The organism is Mesorhizobium sp. LNJC391B00 (assembly GCF_000502535.1).
GTDB lineage: Bacteria > Pseudomonadota > Alphaproteobacteria > Rhizobiales > Rhizobiaceae > Mesorhizobium.
Genome location: NZ_AYWI01000019.1, coordinates 1 through 18,970 on the forward strand (window position 1 = coordinate 1; position 18,970 = coordinate 18,970).

General features: G+C 60.9%; 17 protein-coding genes. 12 read left to right on the forward strand and 5 right to left on the reverse strand.

The annotated features are described in order from the left end of the window. Nucleotides 1-132: 132 nt before the first annotated feature. On the reverse strand, nt 133-1,227 hold the full coding sequence (locus X750_RS136580) for a LacI family DNA-binding transcriptional regulator (RefSeq protein WP_023667753.1): 1,095 nt from the start codon (nt 1,225-1,227) through the stop codon (nt 133-135). Between the two features lie 212 nt (nt 1,228-1,439). On the opposite strand from X750_RS136580, the gene X750_RS136575 reads away from it, so the two are divergent. The 9 genes from X750_RS136575 to X750_RS136535 all read left to right on the forward strand — a co-directional run bounded on the left by X750_RS136575 (nt 1,440) and on the right by X750_RS136535 (nt 9,240). Beyond that, a complete protein-coding gene (locus X750_RS136575) occupies nt 1,440-2,282 on the forward strand; it encodes an ABC transporter substrate-binding protein (RefSeq protein WP_023748782.1) in 843 nt (280 codons plus the stop codon). A 94-nt stretch (nt 2,283-2,376) separates the two neighbouring features. Further along, nucleotides 2,377-3,918: an amino acid ABC transporter permease/ATP-binding protein gene (locus X750_RS1000000167455; protein ID WP_023695154.1), complete on the forward strand. Its 1,542-nt coding sequence runs from the start codon at nt 2,377-2,379 to the stop codon at nt 3,916-3,918. Nucleotides 3,919-3,978: 60 nt separating this feature from the next. Beyond that, entirely contained in the window at nt 3,979-5,106 is a 1,128-nt protein-coding gene (locus tag X750_RS136565; protein ID WP_023695155.1) for an FAD-binding oxidoreductase, read from the forward strand. A gap of 180 nt (nt 5,107-5,286) precedes the next feature. Then, nucleotides 5,287-5,502: a hypothetical protein gene (locus X750_RS136560; RefSeq protein WP_023686879.1), complete on the forward strand. Its 216-nt coding sequence runs from the start codon at nt 5,287-5,289 to the stop codon at nt 5,500-5,502. Between the two features lie 13 nt (nt 5,503-5,515). After that, nucleotides 5,516-5,761, forward strand: coding sequence for a hypothetical protein (locus tag X750_RS136555; protein WP_023686880.1), 246 nt, complete (start codon nt 5,516-5,518; stop codon nt 5,759-5,761). A 481-nt stretch (nt 5,762-6,242) separates the two neighbouring features. After that, complete coding sequence (locus tag X750_RS1000000166125; protein ID WP_023695157.1) at nt 6,243-6,404, forward strand: hypothetical protein; 162 nt, start codon at nt 6,243-6,245, stop codon at nt 6,402-6,404. 10 nt (nt 6,405-6,414) lie between these two features. Then, nucleotides 6,415-8,181: a thiamine pyrophosphate-dependent enzyme gene (locus X750_RS136545; RefSeq protein ID WP_023695158.1), complete on the forward strand. Its 1,767-nt coding sequence runs from the start codon at nt 6,415-6,417 to the stop codon at nt 8,179-8,181. Nucleotides 8,182-8,204: 23 nt separating this feature from the next. Beyond that, nucleotides 8,205-8,369 carry a hypothetical protein gene (locus tag X750_RS1000000166580; protein ID WP_023695159.1) on the forward strand — a complete coding sequence of 55 codons (165 nt, stop codon included), beginning with the start codon at nt 8,205-8,207 and terminating at the stop codon, nt 8,367-8,369. A 1-nt stretch (nt 8,370) separates the two neighbouring features. Beyond that, nucleotides 8,371-9,240 (forward strand): SDR family oxidoreductase, encoded by an 870-nt coding sequence (locus tag X750_RS136535; RefSeq protein WP_023748783.1) that lies wholly within the window; start codon nt 8,371-8,373, stop codon nt 9,238-9,240. A gap of 306 nt (nt 9,241-9,546) precedes the next feature. On the opposite strand, the gene X750_RS136530 is transcribed toward X750_RS136535, so the two are convergent. The 4 genes from X750_RS136530 to X750_RS136515 all read right to left on the reverse strand — a co-directional run bounded on the left by X750_RS136530 (nt 9,547) and on the right by X750_RS136515 (nt 14,386). Further along, nucleotides 9,547-10,059: an OmpA family protein gene (locus X750_RS136530; protein WP_023667764.1), complete on the reverse strand. Its 513-nt coding sequence runs from the start codon at nt 10,057-10,059 to the stop codon at nt 9,547-9,549. 10 nt (nt 10,060-10,069) lie between these two features. Then, nucleotides 10,070-10,729, reverse strand: coding sequence for a L,D-transpeptidase (locus tag X750_RS136525; RefSeq protein ID WP_023748784.1), 660 nt, complete (start codon nt 10,727-10,729; stop codon nt 10,070-10,072). Nucleotides 10,730-11,940: 1,211 nt separating this feature from the next. Beyond that, complete coding sequence (locus X750_RS136520; RefSeq protein WP_023748785.1) at nt 11,941-12,522, reverse strand: EF-hand domain-containing protein; 582 nt, start codon at nt 12,520-12,522, stop codon at nt 11,941-11,943. Nucleotides 12,523-13,012: 490 nt separating this feature from the next. After that, a complete protein-coding gene (locus tag X750_RS136515) occupies nt 13,013-14,386 on the reverse strand; it encodes an FAD-binding oxidoreductase (protein WP_023748786.1) in 1,374 nt (457 codons plus the stop codon). A gap of 277 nt (nt 14,387-14,663) precedes the next feature. On the opposite strand from X750_RS136515, the gene X750_RS01000000163410 reads away from it, so the two are divergent. Genes X750_RS01000000163410 through X750_RS136510 form a run of 3 tightly spaced genes read left to right on the forward strand, consistent with a single transcriptional unit; the run spans nt 14,664 to nt 18,626 of the window. Beyond that, nucleotides 14,664-17,585 (forward strand): adenylate/guanylate cyclase domain-containing protein, encoded by a 2,922-nt coding sequence (locus X750_RS01000000163410; RefSeq protein WP_245271916.1) that lies wholly within the window; start codon nt 14,664-14,666, stop codon nt 17,583-17,585. A gap of 5 nt (nt 17,586-17,590) precedes the next feature. Then, nucleotides 17,591-18,316 carry a hypothetical protein gene (locus X750_RS1000000167200; RefSeq protein ID WP_031243659.1) on the forward strand — a complete coding sequence of 242 codons (726 nt, stop codon included), beginning with the start codon at nt 17,591-17,593 and terminating at the stop codon, nt 18,314-18,316. A 49-nt stretch (nt 18,317-18,365) separates the two neighbouring features. After that, nucleotides 18,366-18,626 carry a DUF4242 domain-containing protein gene (locus X750_RS136510; RefSeq protein WP_023706858.1) on the forward strand — a complete coding sequence of 87 codons (261 nt, stop codon included), beginning with the start codon at nt 18,366-18,368 and terminating at the stop codon, nt 18,624-18,626. The last annotated feature ends 344 nt before the right edge of the window (nt 18,627-18,970 follow it).

The following is an 18,970-nucleotide window of genomic DNA, read 5'->3' on the forward strand; positions in this document are numbered from 1 at the left end:
GGTGACGTTGAACATCACCAGCCTGCCATGACCGCCCTCTCTCAGCGAATTTGCAGAACTCTCAGCACACTACCAAGCGGAGTGCGTCGACCTTGTTCTAACGTATTCATGTGGGCCGTACCGCCGCCAGGCCTATGCTTGGCGCACTTGCGGCTTTCCATCCGAGGGCGGGCCAACGGATCCGCGTGCAATGATGGCGGTCGGCAAAACGAGCCTTTCCGCCGGGCGGGAATCTCCCTTCAATCGCCGGATGAGCAATTCCGCGACGCTCTTGCCAAGCGCGTAGACGGGCTGGTCGATAACGGTGATGGGCGGCGTGGTGACGCTCGTCCAGTCCGCATCATGGAAAGTGATGAGCGAAATGTCGTCGGGAACCCGCAGGCCGCGCTCGCGGGTCACCTTGAAGATCTCCAGCGCAATGACGCTGTCGGAGGCGAGGATCGCCGTCGGCCGATCCGGCGCCGACAGCATCTCGCCGGCAACCCTGCGCGTTTCGGTGGGGCTTGTCGCGCCAAGGCGAACAAAGCGTTCTGGCCGATCAAGTCCGGCCTCTCGGCACACGGTGAGGAAACCGTCGATGCGCTCACGGACCGACGAGGTGTAGATCTGCCCGAGATCGCGGTACTCGTGCCCTTCGGCGTCGACCGCGGTCACATAGGCGATGTTGCGGTGGCCGGCATCGGCTAGAAAGCGGGTCGCCAGCATGGCGATGCCGCGATCGTCGGTCGTGACCGTATCGACATCCAGATCTGCCAGCGCCCTATCCAGCAGGGCAAGCGGTCGGCCCGAGCGGTGGATATCGCGCAGGTGCGCGATGTCGCGCGATTCCGACGGCGTGACGATCAGCCCGTCGACGCGCTTGCCGATGAGCAGTTTCACGGCCGCCTTTTCCGCCTCGATCTTCTCGCCGGAATTGGCCAGGATGACGTTGAACCCGGCTGCCTTTGCCGCGTCGCTGATGCCGCGTACCGCGAGGCTGAAGAACGGGTTCTCGATGTCGCCGACAACCACGCCGATGATGCCGGAGCGGCCGGTCGTCATGCTGCGGGCGAGCTCGTTCGCACGATAGTCCAAGGCCTTGGCCGCGGCCATGACTTCCGCGCGGATCATGTCGCTGACGACGCCGTATCCGCCGAGCACGCGCGCGGCTGTCGCTTTCGAAACGTTGGCCGCGCGGGCGACGTCGCTGACCGTTATCGACGGGGTCTTGGGGGCGGTTCTTTTCATCGGATGACGACTACAAGAGTTGTTGACGGGAGGTCAACGTGGCGATAACGATTAACAAAGAGACCGGTCTCACGCAATATGAGACCGGTCTCTTTAAAAGGAGTGGAGCCGAGAGGCGTGACGGACCGTAATCTCGTCAACGGCATGTCGGGGCGCCAGATGGCGGCTCGACGGAATACCAAGAAGAACAGACCTTCAGAGTGGAGAAAGACATGAGCAGCAAAGAAATTCTCAAGTCGTTGATGTGCCCGGTCAGAACCGGCGCAATGGCTCTTATGGCGATGTGCGTCGGCGCCGCGCTGGTTTCAGGAGCGGCCGCCGCGGATGACAATCCCTATGGCCTCATTGATGCGAAGGTCATCAGCGTCGGAACCATGGGCGATGCCAAACCCTACGCTTTCACCCAGGCCGATGGGTCGTTCACCGGCTTCGACATCGAATTGTTCCGCAACGTCGCGAGCCGCCTTGGCTTCAAGCCCGACCAGGTGATCTTCACCGGCCAGGAATTCTCGGCGCTGATGCCTTCGGTTGCAAACGAGCGTTTCGATGTCGCGGTCGCGGCAATCGGCACGACGGAAGCACGCAAAAAGACCGTCGACTTTTCCGACGGGTATATCGCAGGCTATCTCTCCGTGCTTACCGCAGACAAGTCGATCACGTCGGCGGACGGGCTCAAGGGCAAACGTCTCGGCGTCGTGCAAGGCACGCTCCAGGAAATCTACGCGGCGAAGAATTTTGTCGGAACCGATCTCGTCAAATTCCCCGACAACAACTCCGCCGTTTCGGCGCTTAACAACGGAACCGTGGATGCCCACTTCCTCGATTACGAGGCCGCCAAGGACTATGGCCTTCGCTACCCGAACCTGAAGATCGCGGTCAATATTCCTTCCTTTGACGCGCCGGCCGGCTTCGTCCTGCGCAAGGGCAACGACAAGCTCCGCAATGCGCTGAACACCGCCCTTCATGCGGCCATGCAGGACGGCACCTGGAAAACGCTTTATGAAAAGTGGTTCCCCGGCTCGCCGATGCCCGACCAGTATCTTCCCAAGAAGTAGACCGTACCCGGCCGCTGGCTCTCATGCCGGCGGCCGGATTACGCCGCCGTCCTTGATGCGGACGATGTGAATAGCGCAACCGAAAGGGGGGCGAATGAACTGGCTCGAAAACCTGCGGCGCAGTTTCCTCGACTGGCAGGCCATGGCGGACGTGCTGCCCAGCATGATCACCATCGGATTGAAGAACACGTTGATCCTCGCCGCCGCGTCGACGGTGCTGGGTGTCATTCTCGGCATGATCCTGGCGGTCATGGGCATCTCGCAATCGCGCTGGCTGCGCATTCCGGCGCGGGTCTACACGGATATATTCCGTGGGCTGCCGGCGATCGTCACCATCCTGCTGATAGGCCAGGGCTTTGCCCGCATCGGCCGTGAAATCTTCGGCCCTTCGCCCTTCCCGCTCGGCATTCTTGCGCTGAGCCTGATCGCCGGCGCCTATATCGGCGAAATCTTCCGCTCGGGCATCCAGAGCGTCGAGCGCGGGCAGATGGAGGCCTGCAGGGCGCTCAGCATGAGCTACGGCCAAGGCATGCGCCTGATCGTGATCCCGCAAGGCATCCGCCGCGTCTTGCCGGCCCTCGTCAACCAGTTCATCGGCAACGTCAAGGATTCAAGCCTTGTCTACTTCCTCGGTCTGCTCGCCTCGGAGCGCGAGATCTTCCGTGTCGGTCAGGACCAGGCAGTGGTCACCGGAAACCTCTCGCCATTGCTTCTGGCCGGCGTGTTCTATCTCGTCATCACCGTGCCGTTGACCCATGTGGTCAACTACATCGACAACTCGCTGCGGGTCGGAAAGCAAAAGGCCGGCCTCGTCATCAGCGGCCTGGCCGAAGTGAGCGAACTGGAGGGCGCCACCGGCAGTGCACTTTCGGAGGCCGGCTCTGATGCCCGCTCAGCGCTGCCCCGCTTCAAGGGCGGCAGTCTCGCCATTACCGATCTCGACATGGCCTATGGCGACCTCGATGTTCTCAAAGGCGTCAGCCTGGCAGTCAAGCCTGGCACGGTCACATGCGTGATCGGCCCATCAGGTTCGGGCAAGTCGACCCTGCTGCGCTGCCTCAACCGCCTGGTCGAGCCCAAGGGCGGTGAGGTGTTGCTCGATGGTGCGAGCATCCTGGCGATGAAGCCTGAAAAACTGCGCCGGCGTGTCGGCATGGTTTTCCAGCAGTTCAATCTGTTTCCCGACCACACCGCGCTCGAAAACGTCATGCTGTCGCTGACCAAGGTAAAGGGGCTCCCTGTACAGGAAGCTGAGCGCATCGCCGAGGCGCGCCTTGCCGACGTCGGGCTTGCGACCCGCAAACACCATCGTCCAGGGAGCCTTTCCGGTGGCCAGCAGCAGCGTGTGGCAATCGCTCGTGCATTGGCGATGGACCCGGAGGTCATCTTGTTCGATGAGGTAACGAGCGCACTCGATCCAGAACTGGTGAAGGGTGTGCTCAACCTCATGGCGGATCTCGGCCGGCGCGGCATGACAATGGTCGTGGTGACGCATGAAATGGGCTTCGCCCGCAAGGTCGCCGATCAGGTCGTCTTCATGGATGAAGGCCGCATCATCGAGGCCGGCACGCCTGCCGCGATTTTCGATACGCCGAAAAGCCCGCGTCTGAAGCACTTCCTTGCCGAAGTGCTTTGATCACGCATGAGCCCTTCAAGACGGCCGCGCAAACCAACCTCCACCAGTGAAAGATATCTCATGGCTGCATCACATCAGGTTTCCAAGGTCGTTGTTGTCGGCGGCGGCATTTTTGGCGTCTCCTCGGCCGTTCATCTTGCAAGGCTCGGCATCGAGACCGTGCTGGTCAATGATGGACCGCTCGCCAAGGGAGCTTCCGGCCGCTCGCTCGCCTGGATCAATTCGGCGCGCAGGCGCTCGGCTGAGTATCATCGCCTGCGCATGATCGGTATCGACCGCTACCGCAGTTTGTCGGCGCGATGCCCGGATGCCGCCTGGCTGCGTTTCGACGGTGGCCTGACGTGGGATGCGGACGATGCCTCAAACGAGATCGCCGATGTCTTCGCTCACGAAAAACGTCTCGGCTATGATGCGCAGCATCTGTCCGCGGACGCCATAAGGTTGGTCACGCCGGGTGTCTGCGCAAGCGCTGTCACGCCTCAAGGCGCGATCTTCAACGCGGGCGAGGGCTGGGTCGACCTGCCGTCGCTGATCGAAATATTGATCGCGGAATTCGTGGAGCGGGGCGGCCAGGTGGTCACCGAGGCCGGAAGCGCTACCGTCACCGTCGCCAACGGCCGGGCCACCGGCGTCACCACCACCAGCGGGATCAGCTTCGCCGCCAACGCGGTGCTTCTGGCGACCGGTGCGGATGTGCCGCGAATGGTCGCCGTGGCCGGTCAGCGTATTGCCGATGGGACACCAATCGCGCTGCTGGTCAGGACCAAGCCAGTCGACTTGCCTCTACGCGCCGTGCTCAACACGCCGCGCGTCGCCATCCGGCCGACGCCTGATGGCGCCCTCGCGCTCGATTCTGCCTGGTCGGAAGAAGAGGTGGTAGTCAATCCGGACGGGACTTATCGCGTAAAAGCATCGACCATCCAGGGCCTTCTCGACGAAGCGTCGAATGTTCTCGACGGTCATCCGAAATTGGAATTGGAGAGCTACGGTGTCGGGCCCAAGCCAATCCCCGGAGACGGCGAGCCGGTCTTCGGCCAGTTGCGGGAGATCGAGGGGTATTACGTCGCCTTCAGCCACAGCGGCGCAACACTTGGCTTGATTGCCGGCGAACTGCTTGCAACCGAGATCGCCACCGGAACAGAGCACCCACTCCTTGCAAGCTTTCGACCGTCTCGATTTTCACTTTAGCCCGCCAATTCGCCTCGGAATGGGATGTAATGTGGCATGCCTGGAGTTTCGCTAGCCGAGACGGCGGCCGCCTGGCCGCTTACGCGCACCGAACCTGACACCGGAACATTTTCTCCACGTTGAAGTTGGACAGCGCCAGGACCGTCTTTCGTCCAAGCTCAACCAGCGCTGAGAAATTCCATGACCAACCAACACCCCAAGACTAAACAGCCCACGGACAAGGATCTGCGAGACAACCCGGGAATCGGCACCTCGAAGGGCGCGGTCAAGGGCGGCGATATGCTCGACGAGAGCGATGCTCTCGATGGGGACAATACGTTCGAAGGCGATGTCGAGAACGACGTCACGCCTCAGGGCGGCATCAACCCTGACCAGACCGGACGCACGAACAAGTAGGAGGCACCTTGCCATGGCCGGCCGGAAGACCCACGAGCAGCAGCTGCGCATCATCGAAAAGCGCGAGAACTCCAGCAATGCCGGCGACGATTTCAATGCCGAGGATGAGCTGAAGAGATCCAAGCAGGAGCGCGAGGCGCGGCAAGACGGCGCCAATCTACGCGACGAGGGCGTGGAATTGACCGACAAGGACGATCGCCAGATGATCCGCGGCGAAAACCAGGAGAGCGAGCACCACAAGCGCAGGCAGGACGACTAAGCCTGCCGTCTTTTTAAAGCTATCGAGGAGCCATGCCAGACTACCGGCACGCCAGGCACCGCATGGTCGAAGCGCACATCGCCCGCCGCGGTGTGCGCGACGAACGAGTCCTTTCGCCACTGAGGCGGAATCCCGCGCGGGAAATTCGTCGACGAGGGGTGCGAGGAGTTCGCCTATGGGGACGGTGCGGGCGGCGTTGCGCTCTGGCTATAGGGACCTGCGAAGACGCGACCTGAACATCGGCCAGCTCTGCCGCGAGCGCTTTTGGCGATCAGGCAGCCTCGGCCACTACGTGCAATCCTCGGCCTCGCAGCAGTTCGATGCCTTCGTCTGGTTCGATCGCACCTCGCCTGTTCAGCCGCTAACTGCCGAACACGCCTCATCGAGGGTAATACCTGACACGTTTCCCTTGGGCACCTGAGTAGGCGGCATTGCCTTCGGGCACGGAACATCTCACCGACTTTCTGGTTAGGCAGGCCGGATGAAGGGAGCTTTGCGCATGGCCACTAATTTGGAAGACGGCAAGACCGCTCAATCTTCCGACCAGTTGCATGGCGGCAATCGCGGCGGCAACAAAGACCAGCGTAAGACTGACAAGACCGCGAACAAGAGCAGCCAGGCGGCGGGATCCGCATCGCGGTAAGGACTGAGACATGCCGACCGCCGCGGACATCCTCATCGAGACGCTGATCGACTGGAACGTCGATATCATCTTTGGCCTGCCGGGCGACGGCATCAATGGCATCATGGAGGCGCTGCGCGGGCGGCAGGACCGCATCCGCTTCATTCAGGTGCGGCACGAGGAATCCGCGGCGTTCATGGCGTGCGCCTACTCAAAATGGACAGGCAAGCTCGGTGTCTGCCTCGCAACTTCCGGCCCTGGCGGCACACACCTCCTGACGGGACTCTACGATGCCAAGCTCGACCAAGCGCCGGTGCTCGCCATTACCGGCATGCAGTTCCACGACCTTATCGAGACCTTCACCCAGCAGGATGTCGACTTGACGCGCGTCTTCAGCGATGTCGCCGTCTTCAACGCGCAGGTCTCCGACGCGGCGCATATGGAAAGCCTGGCCGGTCTCGCCTGCAGGTCGGCGCTGGCACGTCGCGGCGTTGCGCATCTGTCGATCGCCAGCGATGTGCAGGAGCACACGCTCGACCAAGCCAAGCGCTCGAAGCGCAACAAACCGTCGCATACGCCGGATCGTTGGTTCGAAGGAAGCAGGCTTCCCGACGAAGAACAACTTGCGAAAGCCGCCGAGATCCTGAACGGGGCGACAAAGGTCGCGATCCTCGCCGGTCGGGGCGCGCTTGGTGCCAGGCACGAGTTGGAAGAGACGGCGGAGCTGCTTGGTGCCCCCGTCGCAAAGGCCTTGCTCGGTAAGGCTGCCTTGCCCGACGATCACCCGCTGACGACCGGCGGCATCGGGATTCTCGGCACGCTGCCGTCGCAGGAAATCATGGAGGAATGTGACGCGCTGCTCGTCGTCGGCTCGACCTTTCCCTACATCGAATACTACCCGAAGCCGGGACAGGCGCGCGGGGTGCAGATCGAGCGCGACCCGCAGCGCATCGGCCTGCGCTATCCCATTGAGGCCGGCCTTGCCGGCGATGCCGCCGTGACGCTGCGACTGCTGAACAAGCGCCTGAAGCGCAAGGATGATCGCAGCTTCCTCGAGAAGGCGCAGGCGGGCATGCGACGCTGGCGCGAGATGATGGCGCAGTCGGAGCAAAAGGCCGCCACTTCGCTCAAGCCCCAGGTGGTCACACGCGCATTTGGGAAACGATTGCCCGATGATGCGATCCTGGTTGCCGATTCCGGCCAGAACACCGAGATGGCGGCCCGCCATATCGAGCTGCGTGACGGGCAGGCCTTCGGCGTCTCGGGCGCGCTGGCCTCGATGGCATGCGGACTGCCCTATGCGATCGCCGCGGGCCTGGCCTTTCCCGGCCGGCCGGTCTTCGCGGTCGTCGGCGACGGCGGTCTCGCGATGCAACTCGGCGAGTTCTCGACGGCAGTTCGGTACCGGGTCCCACTCAAGGTGCTCGTGCTCAAGAACGGCATGCTCAATCAGATCGCCTGGGAGCAGATGATGTTCCTCGGCAACCCGCAATTCGCCTGCGAACTCCAGCCCATCGACTTCGCCATGGCCGCCGAAGCCATGGGCGGCATTGGTTACAGCGTCTCTCGCGCCGAGGAGGTGGAAGGTGTTCTCGACGCTGCCCTGGCTGCTGAGGGTCCGGTGGTCATCGAGGCCGTGGTCGACCCGTACGAACCGATGATGCCACCGAAGATGCCACCGGATTATGCGAAAAATTTCCGCAAGGCGCTACCGGACACTCCCGGACGCGCGGAAATCGAGGCGAATGTGGCGCAAGAGCCGCTGAGGTCGATGATTACCGCCGGCGAGAAAGACTGACGACACGCAAGAAGGAGCACGAGTTGAACAAGACCGACAGCGGCACCGCAAATCGCAGTTCGCCGGACCTCATGGGCGGCGACCAAGCGTGCAAGGCCGAGGAATGGGGCGGTGGCTCGAAAGCCGCCAAGGGACCGATCACGGAACCGGATCGACACAACCGCAACTCCAGCCAAAAAAGGAGCTGACATGCAGGATGCCCAGCAGAAATATCCTCGGCCGCCGCTTCCCGAACAGCAGCAGGACATGCCCGGCTATACCGACGAGATGGATCCACGGCCCGACCACGGAGAGGAGAGCTATCGCGGCAGCGGTAAGCTGACGGACCGCGTCGCGCTGATCACCGGCGCGGACTCGGGCATCGGCCGGGCGGTGGCGATCGCGTTTGCACGCGAAGGCGCCGACGTCATCATCTCCTACCTTGAAGAGGACGAAGATGCGCAGGAGACGGCGCGCTTGGTCGAGGAAGCGGGGCGCAAGGCGGTGCTCGCACGCGGCGACATCTCGGACGAAATCTTCGCGCGGTCGCTTGTGCAGCGAGCTATCGATGAATGCGGGCGCCTGGACATCCTCGTCAACAATGCAGCCCACCAGGCGTCGTTCGAGAAGCTGGAGGACATCAGCGCGGAGGAATGGGATCTCACCTTTCGCACCAATGTCTATGCGATGTTCTATCTGTCCCAGGAAGCAGTGAAGCACATGGAACCCGGCTCGACCATCATCAACACATCCTCGATCAACGCGACCAGTCCCTCGCCGGCACTGCTTGCCTACGCCACTACCAAAGGAGCGATCGCCAACTTCACCGCCGGACTTGCAGGACTGGTAGCTGAACGCGGCATTCGGGTAAACGCGGTCGCTCCCGGGCCGATTTGGACGCCGCTGATCCCGTCGACAATGCCCTCTGAGAAGGTCAAGGAGTTCGGGAAGAACACACCGCTCAAGCGTCCCGGGCAACCGGCAGAGCTTGCAGCGACCTATGTGCTGCTTGCCTCGGAAGGATCGAGCTACACCACCGGCGCACTCTACGAGGTCACCGGTGGACGGCCGATGCTTTGAGCGAGCGTACCTGCCAGCTCCACGGCGCCCACTCCCGGTAGCACACCGACATGTGGCGAGGCTCATGCGCGATCAGGATCGCGGACAACCGCCACGTCCGCAAACTGGTCGAGGCGGATGCCGAAGCCTCCCACCAGACCCTGAACCGGAGGTTGGTAGACGGGAAGCTGACTTCACTCCGGGTTCAACCGGAGCGTCAGCTTTCGGGGAGGGGCAAACGCTGGGTGAATGTCCCCGATAGGCGCATTGCAGCCATGCCGCCGTCGCGTTGTGAGACTGATTTGGCGACCAGCAAAACAGCAGCCTCTACGACTCGTCCCTCTCATCGCGCAAATTAGACACAACGCGGCGGTTCTGCGACCTGCAGGCGGAGTCGGGGCAGTCGCGGACCAGCCTGTCCTTGCCGTAGCCCTTGGCCCACATGCGGTTCCGGTCTATGCCGCCGGCGGCGAGGTAGTCCATCACCGCATCGGCGCGCTGCTGTGACAGCGCCGTTTCGCTTGCGCCGGGATCGTCGGCGAAACCCTGCAGCTTGAGCAGCCAGCGCGGATGCTTTGTCAACCAGGCGATCTGGGTGTCGAGGGTGGCCTTGGCGACAGAATCGAGCGCGGCCGAACCTTTCGTGAAGTAGGTGCGGCGGCCGACATTGAGGATAAAATCCTCCTCGCTGCCCGGCTGCACGTTCTGGAAGCCGGCAATCTCGGCGTTGGTGACGTCGGGCGTCGACGGGGCCAGCGTGTTGCTGGTCGAGCAGGATGTGGCCACAACCAGCAGGCCGGCGGCGAGCAGCCGGCGCGTGTTTTCAATCATGCGGTTCATGATGCGCCAATCATTCGACAGTGGTGGAAGCGGGCGCCTGGTCGGCGATGTGCGGCAGGACCTCCACCGCGGTGCCGATCGGGCACCGCTGGTAGAGGTCGATGATGTCTTCGGGGAACATGCGGATGCAGCCGCTGGAAGCGTCGGTGCCGATGCTCCATGGCTCCAGCGTGCCATGCAGGCGGTAGCCGATGTCGGCGCCGTCGCGGTACAGATAGAGCGCGCGCGGCCCGAGCGGATTGTTGGACGCGCCGCCTGCGATCATGGGCGGTAAGTCCGGTTTGCGCTCACGCATTTCGGGGGGCGGGACCCATTGCGGCCACAGCGCGCGGCGATCGATCGTCGCGCGGCCGTACCATTTGAAGCCTTCCTTGCCGACGCCGACGCCGTAGCGGATGGCAGTCTTGTTTTCCATGATGAGGTAGAGGAAGTGGTGGCGGGTATCAACCACGACGGTGCCGACCGGCTCGCTGCTGAAATACTTGACGATCTGGCGATGCCATCTCTTGTCGATCTTGGCGAAGTTGGTCTTGCGATAGACGAAATCGTTATCGCTGGCGGTACCGGCGAAAAAGGATTTTGCCCCCGCGGCTTGAACAATATTGCCGGTTCCACCGACCGCGACCAGCGCCAGACCGCCGAGCACGACACCCCTGCGTGATAAAACCATCGGCAATCCCCCATGCCTTAAGCCTGGCGAACCATAGTTGAGAATGATTTCGGCTCAAAGTGGAAAATGCTGCAGTGGGTGGGCCGCAAGCGGTCTGTCCGCTTGACGGCAAAATAGCGGCTGCCCGCCGGCTCACGCCGGCGGGCTTTTTTGTGCGGACGGGAACATCCTCGCTCCAAGGGTGTTTTGTCACACCCGGCTCGTTCTTCATCGGTCGTGCCGGTGACCAAGATGTCCCCTCATTCATCATGGTCGGCCCGCGCAGCCTTGACCGCACGCGCGGGCCATCCCATCACAAGGCCCGCTGGCTCACGCTGGCGGGTTTTTCCGCGTCCATGCGCCGACACTCATCTTCGCATGCCTGTTACAACGAACCAGGCGGTTTCCGCGCTCGGTCTCCGCACGCGGCGAGGAGGACTTGCGACATGCCTCGCTGCGGGATTTTCGCGATGAGTCTACCTAGCTCCTGCTGAACGCCACCGCCTGACCACCGGGACCCGTTGGACGACGTTCAAGTCGAAAGCCCCCGGCAATCGCACCTTAGGCGAAGACGCCTTGCTTGTTGATGCAGTTGTCATCGCATCATCATGGGTAGCAACGCGGTGTTGCGTGTTGTTGGAGAGATGGGGTTTCCCGAAAAGAATGAACATGCGCAGACAAAAGAAGCGAGCAGGATGGCCGTGAGTACATCTGCGAATACTATTACTCTCATATGTGCTCGCTCCTCGGAAGGCGATCCCGCCACCCTCTCGACAGTGAGATGGCGGAATATCAACCGGCGACAAGGGACTTCGATCGACGGTCGGTTTCCAATTCGGCGTCCGGCTGCGTGTTCCGCCGTTCGGGCTTCTTCCAACCGCCATCAGACGCAAGTCCTATCCCATAAGACTGATGGCCAAATTCGGAACATCCGCTGAAGCATTGCGTTCGGCAGCGTGAAACCCCAAGGCAAAGGATGACTAATCATGTCGAATTGCGAGGAGGACCGGGCGCCCGAGTGACCCTGCGTTGGTCGGCTTCGATCGTTCCTTGATCAGCACTGCGCAGCCGTTTTTTTGTCACGGCCGGCGTCTCCGGGACCGCGGGAATAGCGCAAGGCTGGAGGGTGCTGTTAGGGCCGCCGCGCCTAACAGCCAAGAGACACCGCTTCGAATTCGACCGCCAGGCGCTCGCCCGCTTTGTCCGAGGGAGGGCATTCACTTTGAAGGCAGCTACGGCGTGTCCTCGCTATCAGTGCCATGCATGCTGGAGCCATGCATGAAGGACTGGATCTCGTCCGCATCGATCTTGCCGTCACCATTCTCGTCAATGCTACTGAACATCCTGCCCACCGCGCGTTGAACCTCGTCCTCGGAAACCGATCCGTCGCCATCGGTGTCCAACAGCCCGAACATCAGTCGCATGCCGGCACCGCGCATCAGCTGATGATGCNGTCCACGATCGCGGCCACCGTGGTTCTGCCAACGGCCGCCATCTTCATCGTGGCGGTCAGCACCCTCGTTGCGACCGCCTTGATAGTTGCGACTATCTTCCTCGCGGAAACCTTCTTCGGAACCGCGATCCTGCTGCATTCTCTCCCGGACAGCTTGCTCAACCATCTGGCGGATCATTTCGCGTGTTGGTCCATCCGCTTGTCCGGTCGCATCCGGCAACTGTCCGGCGGCCGGCGGTTCGGTTGCCGGAGCGGGTGCAGGTGTCGAGGGTGATGGTGTTCCGCTTGTCTGGGCGAGCGCGGGGGAGGTCAGGACTATGAAAACGGCGGCCGCGGCCGTCGTGCTGTGTGGAAATCTCATGGCATGCTCCATCAGTGCCTTCGCTTGGAAGGCCAAACTGGAGCTCGATCTGATTGTTCCCCGAACGGGATCAGGTCACGGCGAAGTTACATGGCATGCCCCTGTCTGAGGTAGATCAGGGACTTCGTCAGGGAATAATTTCTTCTCCCCTCGGCACAGGAGGGAAGCCCGCCTATTTCTTGCGGGCCTTAGCGCTGTCATTCCGGTTCCTGTCCCAAATCTGCCGGACAGCTTTGCGCCCAATTTCGGCCATTGCGACGCTCCCGTCCATCACCAGAAGCGGACATTGATGTTTTCGGAGGCCACAGTTAGCTTTCATCAGCTTTCGCATTCCTGAATGCAGACTGGTTAGGGAACTGCACAGATTGTTGCGAGGCTGCGTCCGATGATGTGCTGTGAGCGTGCTCCGCAGTTGGCCCCGTTATGAGTTTGCCCTGTTCACGTTGTGATCCTGTCTTTCGTGTCGGGTACCTAGCGTTAGATTTGACCACTAGCTGGCCGGGCGGATGTTCTGGTTGATGTGGAAAAGGTTGGTAGGGTCGAACTTGCCCTTTAGCGCGGCGAGTCGCGGGTAATTGTCGCCGAAGCTCGCCTGGACGCGCTCTTCGCCTTCGTCATCCATCATGAAGTTGGGATACGCGCCTCCGACGTCGAACGGATGCACAGCTTTCCAGTAGTCGGTGGCCCATTCCTTGAGGACCGGCGCCATTCCCGGATCTGGATCTATCCCGGCGATCACCATGGACCAAGTCACATCACGAGCGTTCCAGGCGCTGTCGCCCTTGCCTAGGCGATGCACCGCCCCGTCGATTGGGTAAAGATGCATGCACGACGCCGGGCCGGCCCTGCTTGCATGCAGGAGATGCGCGTGGATGGCGGCATCTGGCAGCGCTCGGACAAAGTCGCCCTTCCAATACCATTGCTGCCCGGCCGGATAGAGCGCGTCGAATAAGGTCTGCAACCCTGTGTAAGGAATCGGGCCCGCCCAGTCGATGAGTGGCTTGGGGAGAGCCGCCCGGATGGCATTGACAGCCGCTTCTCCACCCTCGCCGTTATGCGCGACAAGGAGGACGCACATCTTCTTGTTCCAGTGCTCCTGCGGAAATGGATCGCCGCCGGGCACGGATTGCAGTCCGAGGAAGATGTAGAAATCCTCCGGAGCATTCGCCTGGAAATCACGATACCAGCGCATCACCTCAGCGGCATCGCCAACATCGAAGATGATCGGCCCGCCATAGAGCATTTTCGCCGGGTGCGTGCGAAATAAGAAACTGGTCACGACGCCGAAGTTTCCTCCGCCGCCGCGAAGCGCCCACAAGAGATCCGCATTCTCGGTTTCGCTGGCGGTCATGAAACTCCCGTTCGCCAACACCACGTCGGCTTGGATGAGATTGTCGACGGCAAGCCCATATTGCCGGCTGAGGTAGCCGTGGCCGCCGCTCAGCGTCAGACCGGCGACCCCGGTGGTCGAGATGAGGCCGAACGGCACTGCCTGGCCAAAGGCGTGGGTAGCATGATCCACGTCGCCTGTAGTGCAACCAGGCCCGACCCGCACCGTGCGGTTCTGTGGATCGACGCGAACGCCCTTCATAGTCGAGAGGTCGATGACGAGGCCATCGTCGACACCGCCGAACCCCGGTCCGTTGTGCCCGCCGCCGCGGATTGCTATGGGGAGTTGGCTGTCGCGGCCGAAGTTCACCGCAGCAATCACATCGGCGACGTCCATGCAGCGCGCAATTAGAAGAGGCCGCTTGTCGATCATGCCATTATAGAGTTTGCGAGCTTCATCATAGTCAGCGTGATCGCGACCGATTAGCGTGCCTCGGATATCCTGCGCGAATTTGGCAATGGCGCCGCTGTTCATTCCACCCCCCGAGAAATCGCGATACCGAGTTTCCGAGTTCGGATCGAAGGTTGATCAGATAGTTTCTGGCGCGCCGCCTCCCGGCACGGGCCGCCTAGCTGACAATGTTGACCGGCAGCCATCACTTAAGAACAACGCCTACTTTGCCCGAAAATGAGCCCTTGGTCCAAGGGAATCCTGAAATGAGGCCTCATCGCAACTAAGCTGACCCTCAGTGCGGCATGGTGCTATGGCTAACTTCGCGCTAGTTTAGCATGGTGACATCGGCAAAAACGCGATGCAGACGATCGAACACTGGCTGAGCCAGCTCGGCCTCGGCAAATACCTGGAGGCGTTCGTCCAAAACGACGTGGACCTGCGAGCGCTCCCTCATGTCACTGAACGCGACCTCCAGGAGCTTGGTGTCTCACTTGGGCATCGCAAAATTATCATGGCTGCTGTCGCCGGACTTGCTCAGCCAAATCTCGCCGGGTCCCTGGTCCCTTCACCTTCTCCTGCGGGTTCGGAACTTCAGGCCAGCGACCTCGCTCAAGAACCGACTGCAGACCGACGGCTGCTTAGTGTGCTCTTTTGTGACTTGGTCGGGTCGACTGCGATATCTGCCCAACTCGACCCCGAAGACATGCACGAGCTTACGCGACGCTATCAGGACAGTGTTGCAGGCGCGATCACGCGCTTTGGAGGCTACGTCGCGAAATATCTAGGCGACGGCGTGCTTGCATATTTTGGATGGCCCATGGCTTACGAGGACCATGCCGAGCGTGCGATTCGTGCAGGCCTTGAGGCCCTCGCTGCAGTCGAGGCCTTTCAGTCCCCCAGCGGCGAGCAATTGAAGGCGCGGATCGGCATTGCATCGGGTCACGTGGTCGTCGGTGATATCGCCGGCAGCAGTGCAAACGAGCGGGCCTCAATCGCAGGAGATACTCCGAATCTCGCGGCTCGCCTGCAAGCTGCTGCTGCGCCTGGCCAGATCGTGGTGGCAGACGCCACGCGGCGGCTCGCGGGGCAATCCTTCGAGATCGAGAGCCTCGGCGCGCAGGAATTGAAAGGCTTTCGACTGCCTATTGCGCTGTTTGCGGTCCACGGGGAACGAGAAGTGGAAAGCCGTTTCGATGCCGCGCAAACTAGTGCACTCTCAAAATTCGTTGGCCGCAGCAGTGAAATTGGAATGCTGCTGGATCGCTGGGAATTGGCTAAAAACGGACAAGGCCAAGCAGTCTTTGTATCGGGAGAGGCGGGAATCGGGAAATCGCGTCTCGTCGACGCGCTTGAGGAACGGTTGCATGAGAACCAGCCCGAGTTAATACGACTGCAATGTTCGCCCTATCACTCCACCTCGGCCTTTTATCCCATCATTCAGCGCCTGAGCCGGCTGGCAGGTCTTTCAGCCGCCGACGAACCTCTGATGCGAGCAGACAAGCTGCGCGCAATTGTTCAGCGTTACGGCGAAGATCCCTCAGAAGTCGGCTCCACATATGCCGAGCTGCTCTCGCTGGATCTGGCCAGTGAATTCACGCCGCCCGATCTCTCCGCCCAACAGCGCAAAGAACTGATCGTCCGCACACTGGCGAACCGGGTGCTGCTCGCGGCAAAGATGGCGCCCGTTTTGTTTGTTGTTGAGGATGCTCACTGGATCGATCCGTCGACCAATGAATTTCTCACAGAGGTTGTCCGTCGCATGCATGGCGCGGCCGTCCTTGTGGTCGTATCACACCGGCCCGAATGGACGCCGACCTGGCCCACGGGGCTGGTCCACGTGACGACGCTGGCCATTGGTCGGCTGACGAAGCAACAGATGCGCGAGATGATCGACTCGATGCTCGCAGACGTTCCGGATCAGCTTGCCGACAGGATCGTGGAGCGAACTGACGGTGTGCCGCTGTTTGTGGAAGAATTGACACGTTCGATTCTGGAAAGCGGAAAGGCGGCGTCTCTCAATGTTGAGATTCCCGACAGTCTGCAGGGATCTCTCATGGCTCGACTTGACCGTTTGACAGCGGCAGCCAAGGAGGTGGCGCAAATCGCCTCTGTCATAGGCCGGGAATTTGACCGCGGCTTACTTTCCAAGGTTGCCGGTCTCGATGACCCAACTCTCGGCGAAGCGCTCAATGAGCTCATGTCTACCCAGCTCGTTGTCGTCGGCGGTGTGGTGCGAGACGCGCTGGTATTCCGACATGCGCTCATTCAGGATACGGCATACCAATCGCTGCTCAGCAAAAGGCGCCGTCAATATCATGAAGCCATCGCTAATGCGCTCATCGACGCATATCCGGATCTCATCGTGACCCAACCCGAGCTCATTGCCCAGCATTATGTCAAGGCACAGCAAGGTGCGCTCGCGCTGCCATACTGGATGAAGGCCGGCGAACGGGCGCTAGGGCAATCAGCCAACTATGAGGCGGTTGATCACTTTCAGAACGCTGTCGCCATCGCGGAGCACCTGCCGGGAGGACCGGCTCGGCAAAAGGAAGTGCTCGAGGCGACCCTAAAGCTCGGGGAGGCACTGAGTGCCGCAGGTCGCTTGTCGGACTCAGTTGCAAAATACAAGCTGACCGCGCACTTGGCTCGCGAGACCCATGACACGAAGGCCTTCGTTCGTTCTGCTCTTGGTTTTGACGGCGCCCAGTTCCTGTCTTCGAAGCTGCTAGACGAATCGCTTCAGCTGCTCACTGAAGCAATGGGTATGCTCGATCCCGAGGATCAGAGGTCGCGGAGCCAACTCCTCAGCCGCCTCACGCGTGCATACTTTTACCTTAGCGACAGTAAGAACAGCGCCAAATGTCACGCAGAAGGGGTTGAATTGGCTCGGCAACTAGGCGACCAAGCTTCGCTTTTTGAACTTTCTGTCCTGCCTTTCTTAACGCCCCGGACCGTGAAGTCCGCGGCAGAGGCAACTCAACTGATGGCGCGGGTAGATGAGATAAAGCGCCTCGCGGCCGGCATCAACGACGATGACCTGCGCGGCCGCGCTCTCGCGCTTGACGTCTACGTCTCGACTGAGCTTGGCGACCGCGCGCGCGCCGATCAAGCCGTGGACGGGCTGGAAGAGTTGGGAACGTTGCGACAACGGCTCAACATTCTATGGCTTGCGTGGAACGCAAGGGCAATGATGGCCATCCTCGATGGAAGGTTCACCACCGCCGAGAAGCTGGCTGGAGAAGCGTTGGGTCTGNTTCAGACGTGTGCTCTTCCGATCTAAGGGCAATGATGGCCATCCTCGATGGAAGGTTCACCACCGCCGAGAAGCTGGCTGGAGAAGCGTTGGGTCTGGGCAGACAGACGCATGGCGCGGAAGTCGAGGGCGTCTATGGCATGCAGATGTTCACGATCCGACGCGAACAGAATCGCCTGTCGGAGGTGGCTCCGGTGATGAAGAATCTTATCGATGAAAATCCGGATGAGACCACATGGTTGCCAGGGTTTGCGCTGGTTGCGGCCGATTTGGGATACCGGGACGCAGCGCAACGCAGGTTGAGTGAACTAGCGAGTGCTAATTTCGCAATGCCGCTGGATGGAAAGCGAAGCGCATCCCTCTCATTCGTGGCTGAGGTTGCTGTTAGTCTGGGCGACACGGAGGCGGCTCGGACAATCTACAACCTTATGCTCGCCTACAAGGATATGACGATCACGGCAGGAGTCGCAACGGTCTGCTTTGGAGCGGCAAGTCGCTATCTGGGAATGTTGTCGGCATCGCTGGGCGATTTTGGGAAGGCCGCCGAGCACTTCGAGCATGCGATGGATATGAACGCAGCCAGCGAATCACGACCTTGGCTGGCGCATTCCCAGGCTGAATATGCGAACTTGCTTATGAAAAAAGGTAGCAAGAAAGCGATTGAGAGGGCAATGTCACTTTCGGAGCAAGCCTCGGTGACCGCGGCTGAACTGGGTATGGTCCGTTTGCAGAAGAGGCTGGAGACAACGGTTCACTAGGTAGGCTCTCATGCCTCACTGCATCACCACGTTGAGAAGGAGCATGCTTATGCCACGCTACGTAATCGAAAGGGAGTTCGCGGAACAGCTCAACCTCACAAAGGAGGGCGTTGAGAGTGTCAATTTGATCAATGACCAGGAAGGCGTGCAGTGGATTTTCTCGTTCCTCAGCGCCGACAAGAAAAAGAGCTATTGCCTTTACGAGGCGCCTAACCCGGAGGCTATTCGGGTTGCGGCACGAAGGAACAACATCCCCGCAGATGCCATCATTGAAATTGGTGGAGAGATCGGTCCGAATATGTTCTCGTAGCACAATCCTGACCGGCAAAACCGTCGCGAGTACGCCAAAAAGCCGGAGGCCGCTTTGGTAATGCACCTAAGCATCCGCTTCCCGGCCGATTGACCGGAAGGAATATGCCCTAGGTGGCATCTCAGCCGAATGTCCGCTTCTTAGACCGTTGACCTAAAACAACCACTCGGTCATTTTCCGGCCCCAAGGCTGCCGGGCGGCTATGCGCCCAAAGTCTGCCATTTGAATCAGCTTCGCCATCGCCTGCAAGCGGACATCTTCCCCCGATTCCTACGCACTACAGCCCGACTACACCTGACCCTCGGCACGTCGCCGCTATCCAAAGACGGATGATTGTCACTGAA

What these genes read in the sequence shown, in the direction of transcription:
- X750_RS136525 (WP_023748784.1), bottom strand. Translation starts at nt 10,729, where the DNA reads ATGGTTTTATCACGCAGGGGTGTCGTGCTCGGCGGTCTGGCGCTGGTC.
- X750_RS136575 (WP_023748782.1), top strand. Translation starts at nt 1,440, where the DNA reads ATGAGCAGCAAAGAAATTCTCAAGTCGTTGATGTGCCCGGTCAGAACC.
- X750_RS136565 (WP_023695155.1), top strand. Translation starts at nt 3,979, where the DNA reads ATGGCTGCATCACATCAGGTTTCCAAGGTCGTTGTTGTCGGCGGCGGC.
- X750_RS136555 (WP_023686880.1), top strand. Translation starts at nt 5,516, where the DNA reads ATGGCCGGCCGGAAGACCCACGAGCAGCAGCTGCGCATCATCGAAAAG.
- X750_RS136510 (WP_023706858.1), top strand. Translation starts at nt 18,366, where the DNA reads ATGCCACGCTACGTAATCGAAAGGGAGTTCGCGGAACAGCTCAACCTC.
- X750_RS1000000167455 (WP_023695154.1), top strand. Translation starts at nt 2,377, where the DNA reads ATGAACTGGCTCGAAAACCTGCGGCGCAGTTTCCTCGACTGGCAGGCC.
- X750_RS136515 (WP_023748786.1), bottom strand. Translation starts at nt 14,386, where the DNA reads ATGAACAGCGGCGCCATTGCCAAATTCGCGCAGGATATCCGAGGCACG.
- X750_RS136580 (WP_023667753.1), bottom strand. Translation starts at nt 1,227, where the DNA reads ATGAAAAGAACCGCCCCCAAGACCCCGTCGATAACGGTCAGCGACGTC.
- X750_RS136545 (WP_023695158.1), top strand. Translation starts at nt 6,415, where the DNA reads ATGCCGACCGCCGCGGACATCCTCATCGAGACGCTGATCGACTGGAAC.
- X750_RS1000000167200 (WP_031243659.1), top strand. Translation starts at nt 17,591, where the DNA reads ATGATGGCCATCCTCGATGGAAGGTTCACCACCGCCGAGAAGCTGGCT.
- X750_RS1000000166125 (WP_023695157.1), top strand. Translation starts at nt 6,243, where the DNA reads ATGAAGGGAGCTTTGCGCATGGCCACTAATTTGGAAGACGGCAAGACC.
- X750_RS136560 (WP_023686879.1), top strand. Translation starts at nt 5,287, where the DNA reads ATGACCAACCAACACCCCAAGACTAAACAGCCCACGGACAAGGATCTG.
- X750_RS136535 (WP_023748783.1), top strand. Translation starts at nt 8,371, where the DNA reads ATGCAGGATGCCCAGCAGAAATATCCTCGGCCGCCGCTTCCCGAACAG.
- X750_RS136530 (WP_023667764.1), bottom strand. Translation starts at nt 10,059, where the DNA reads ATGAACCGCATGATTGAAAACACGCGCCGGCTGCTCGCCGCCGGCCTG.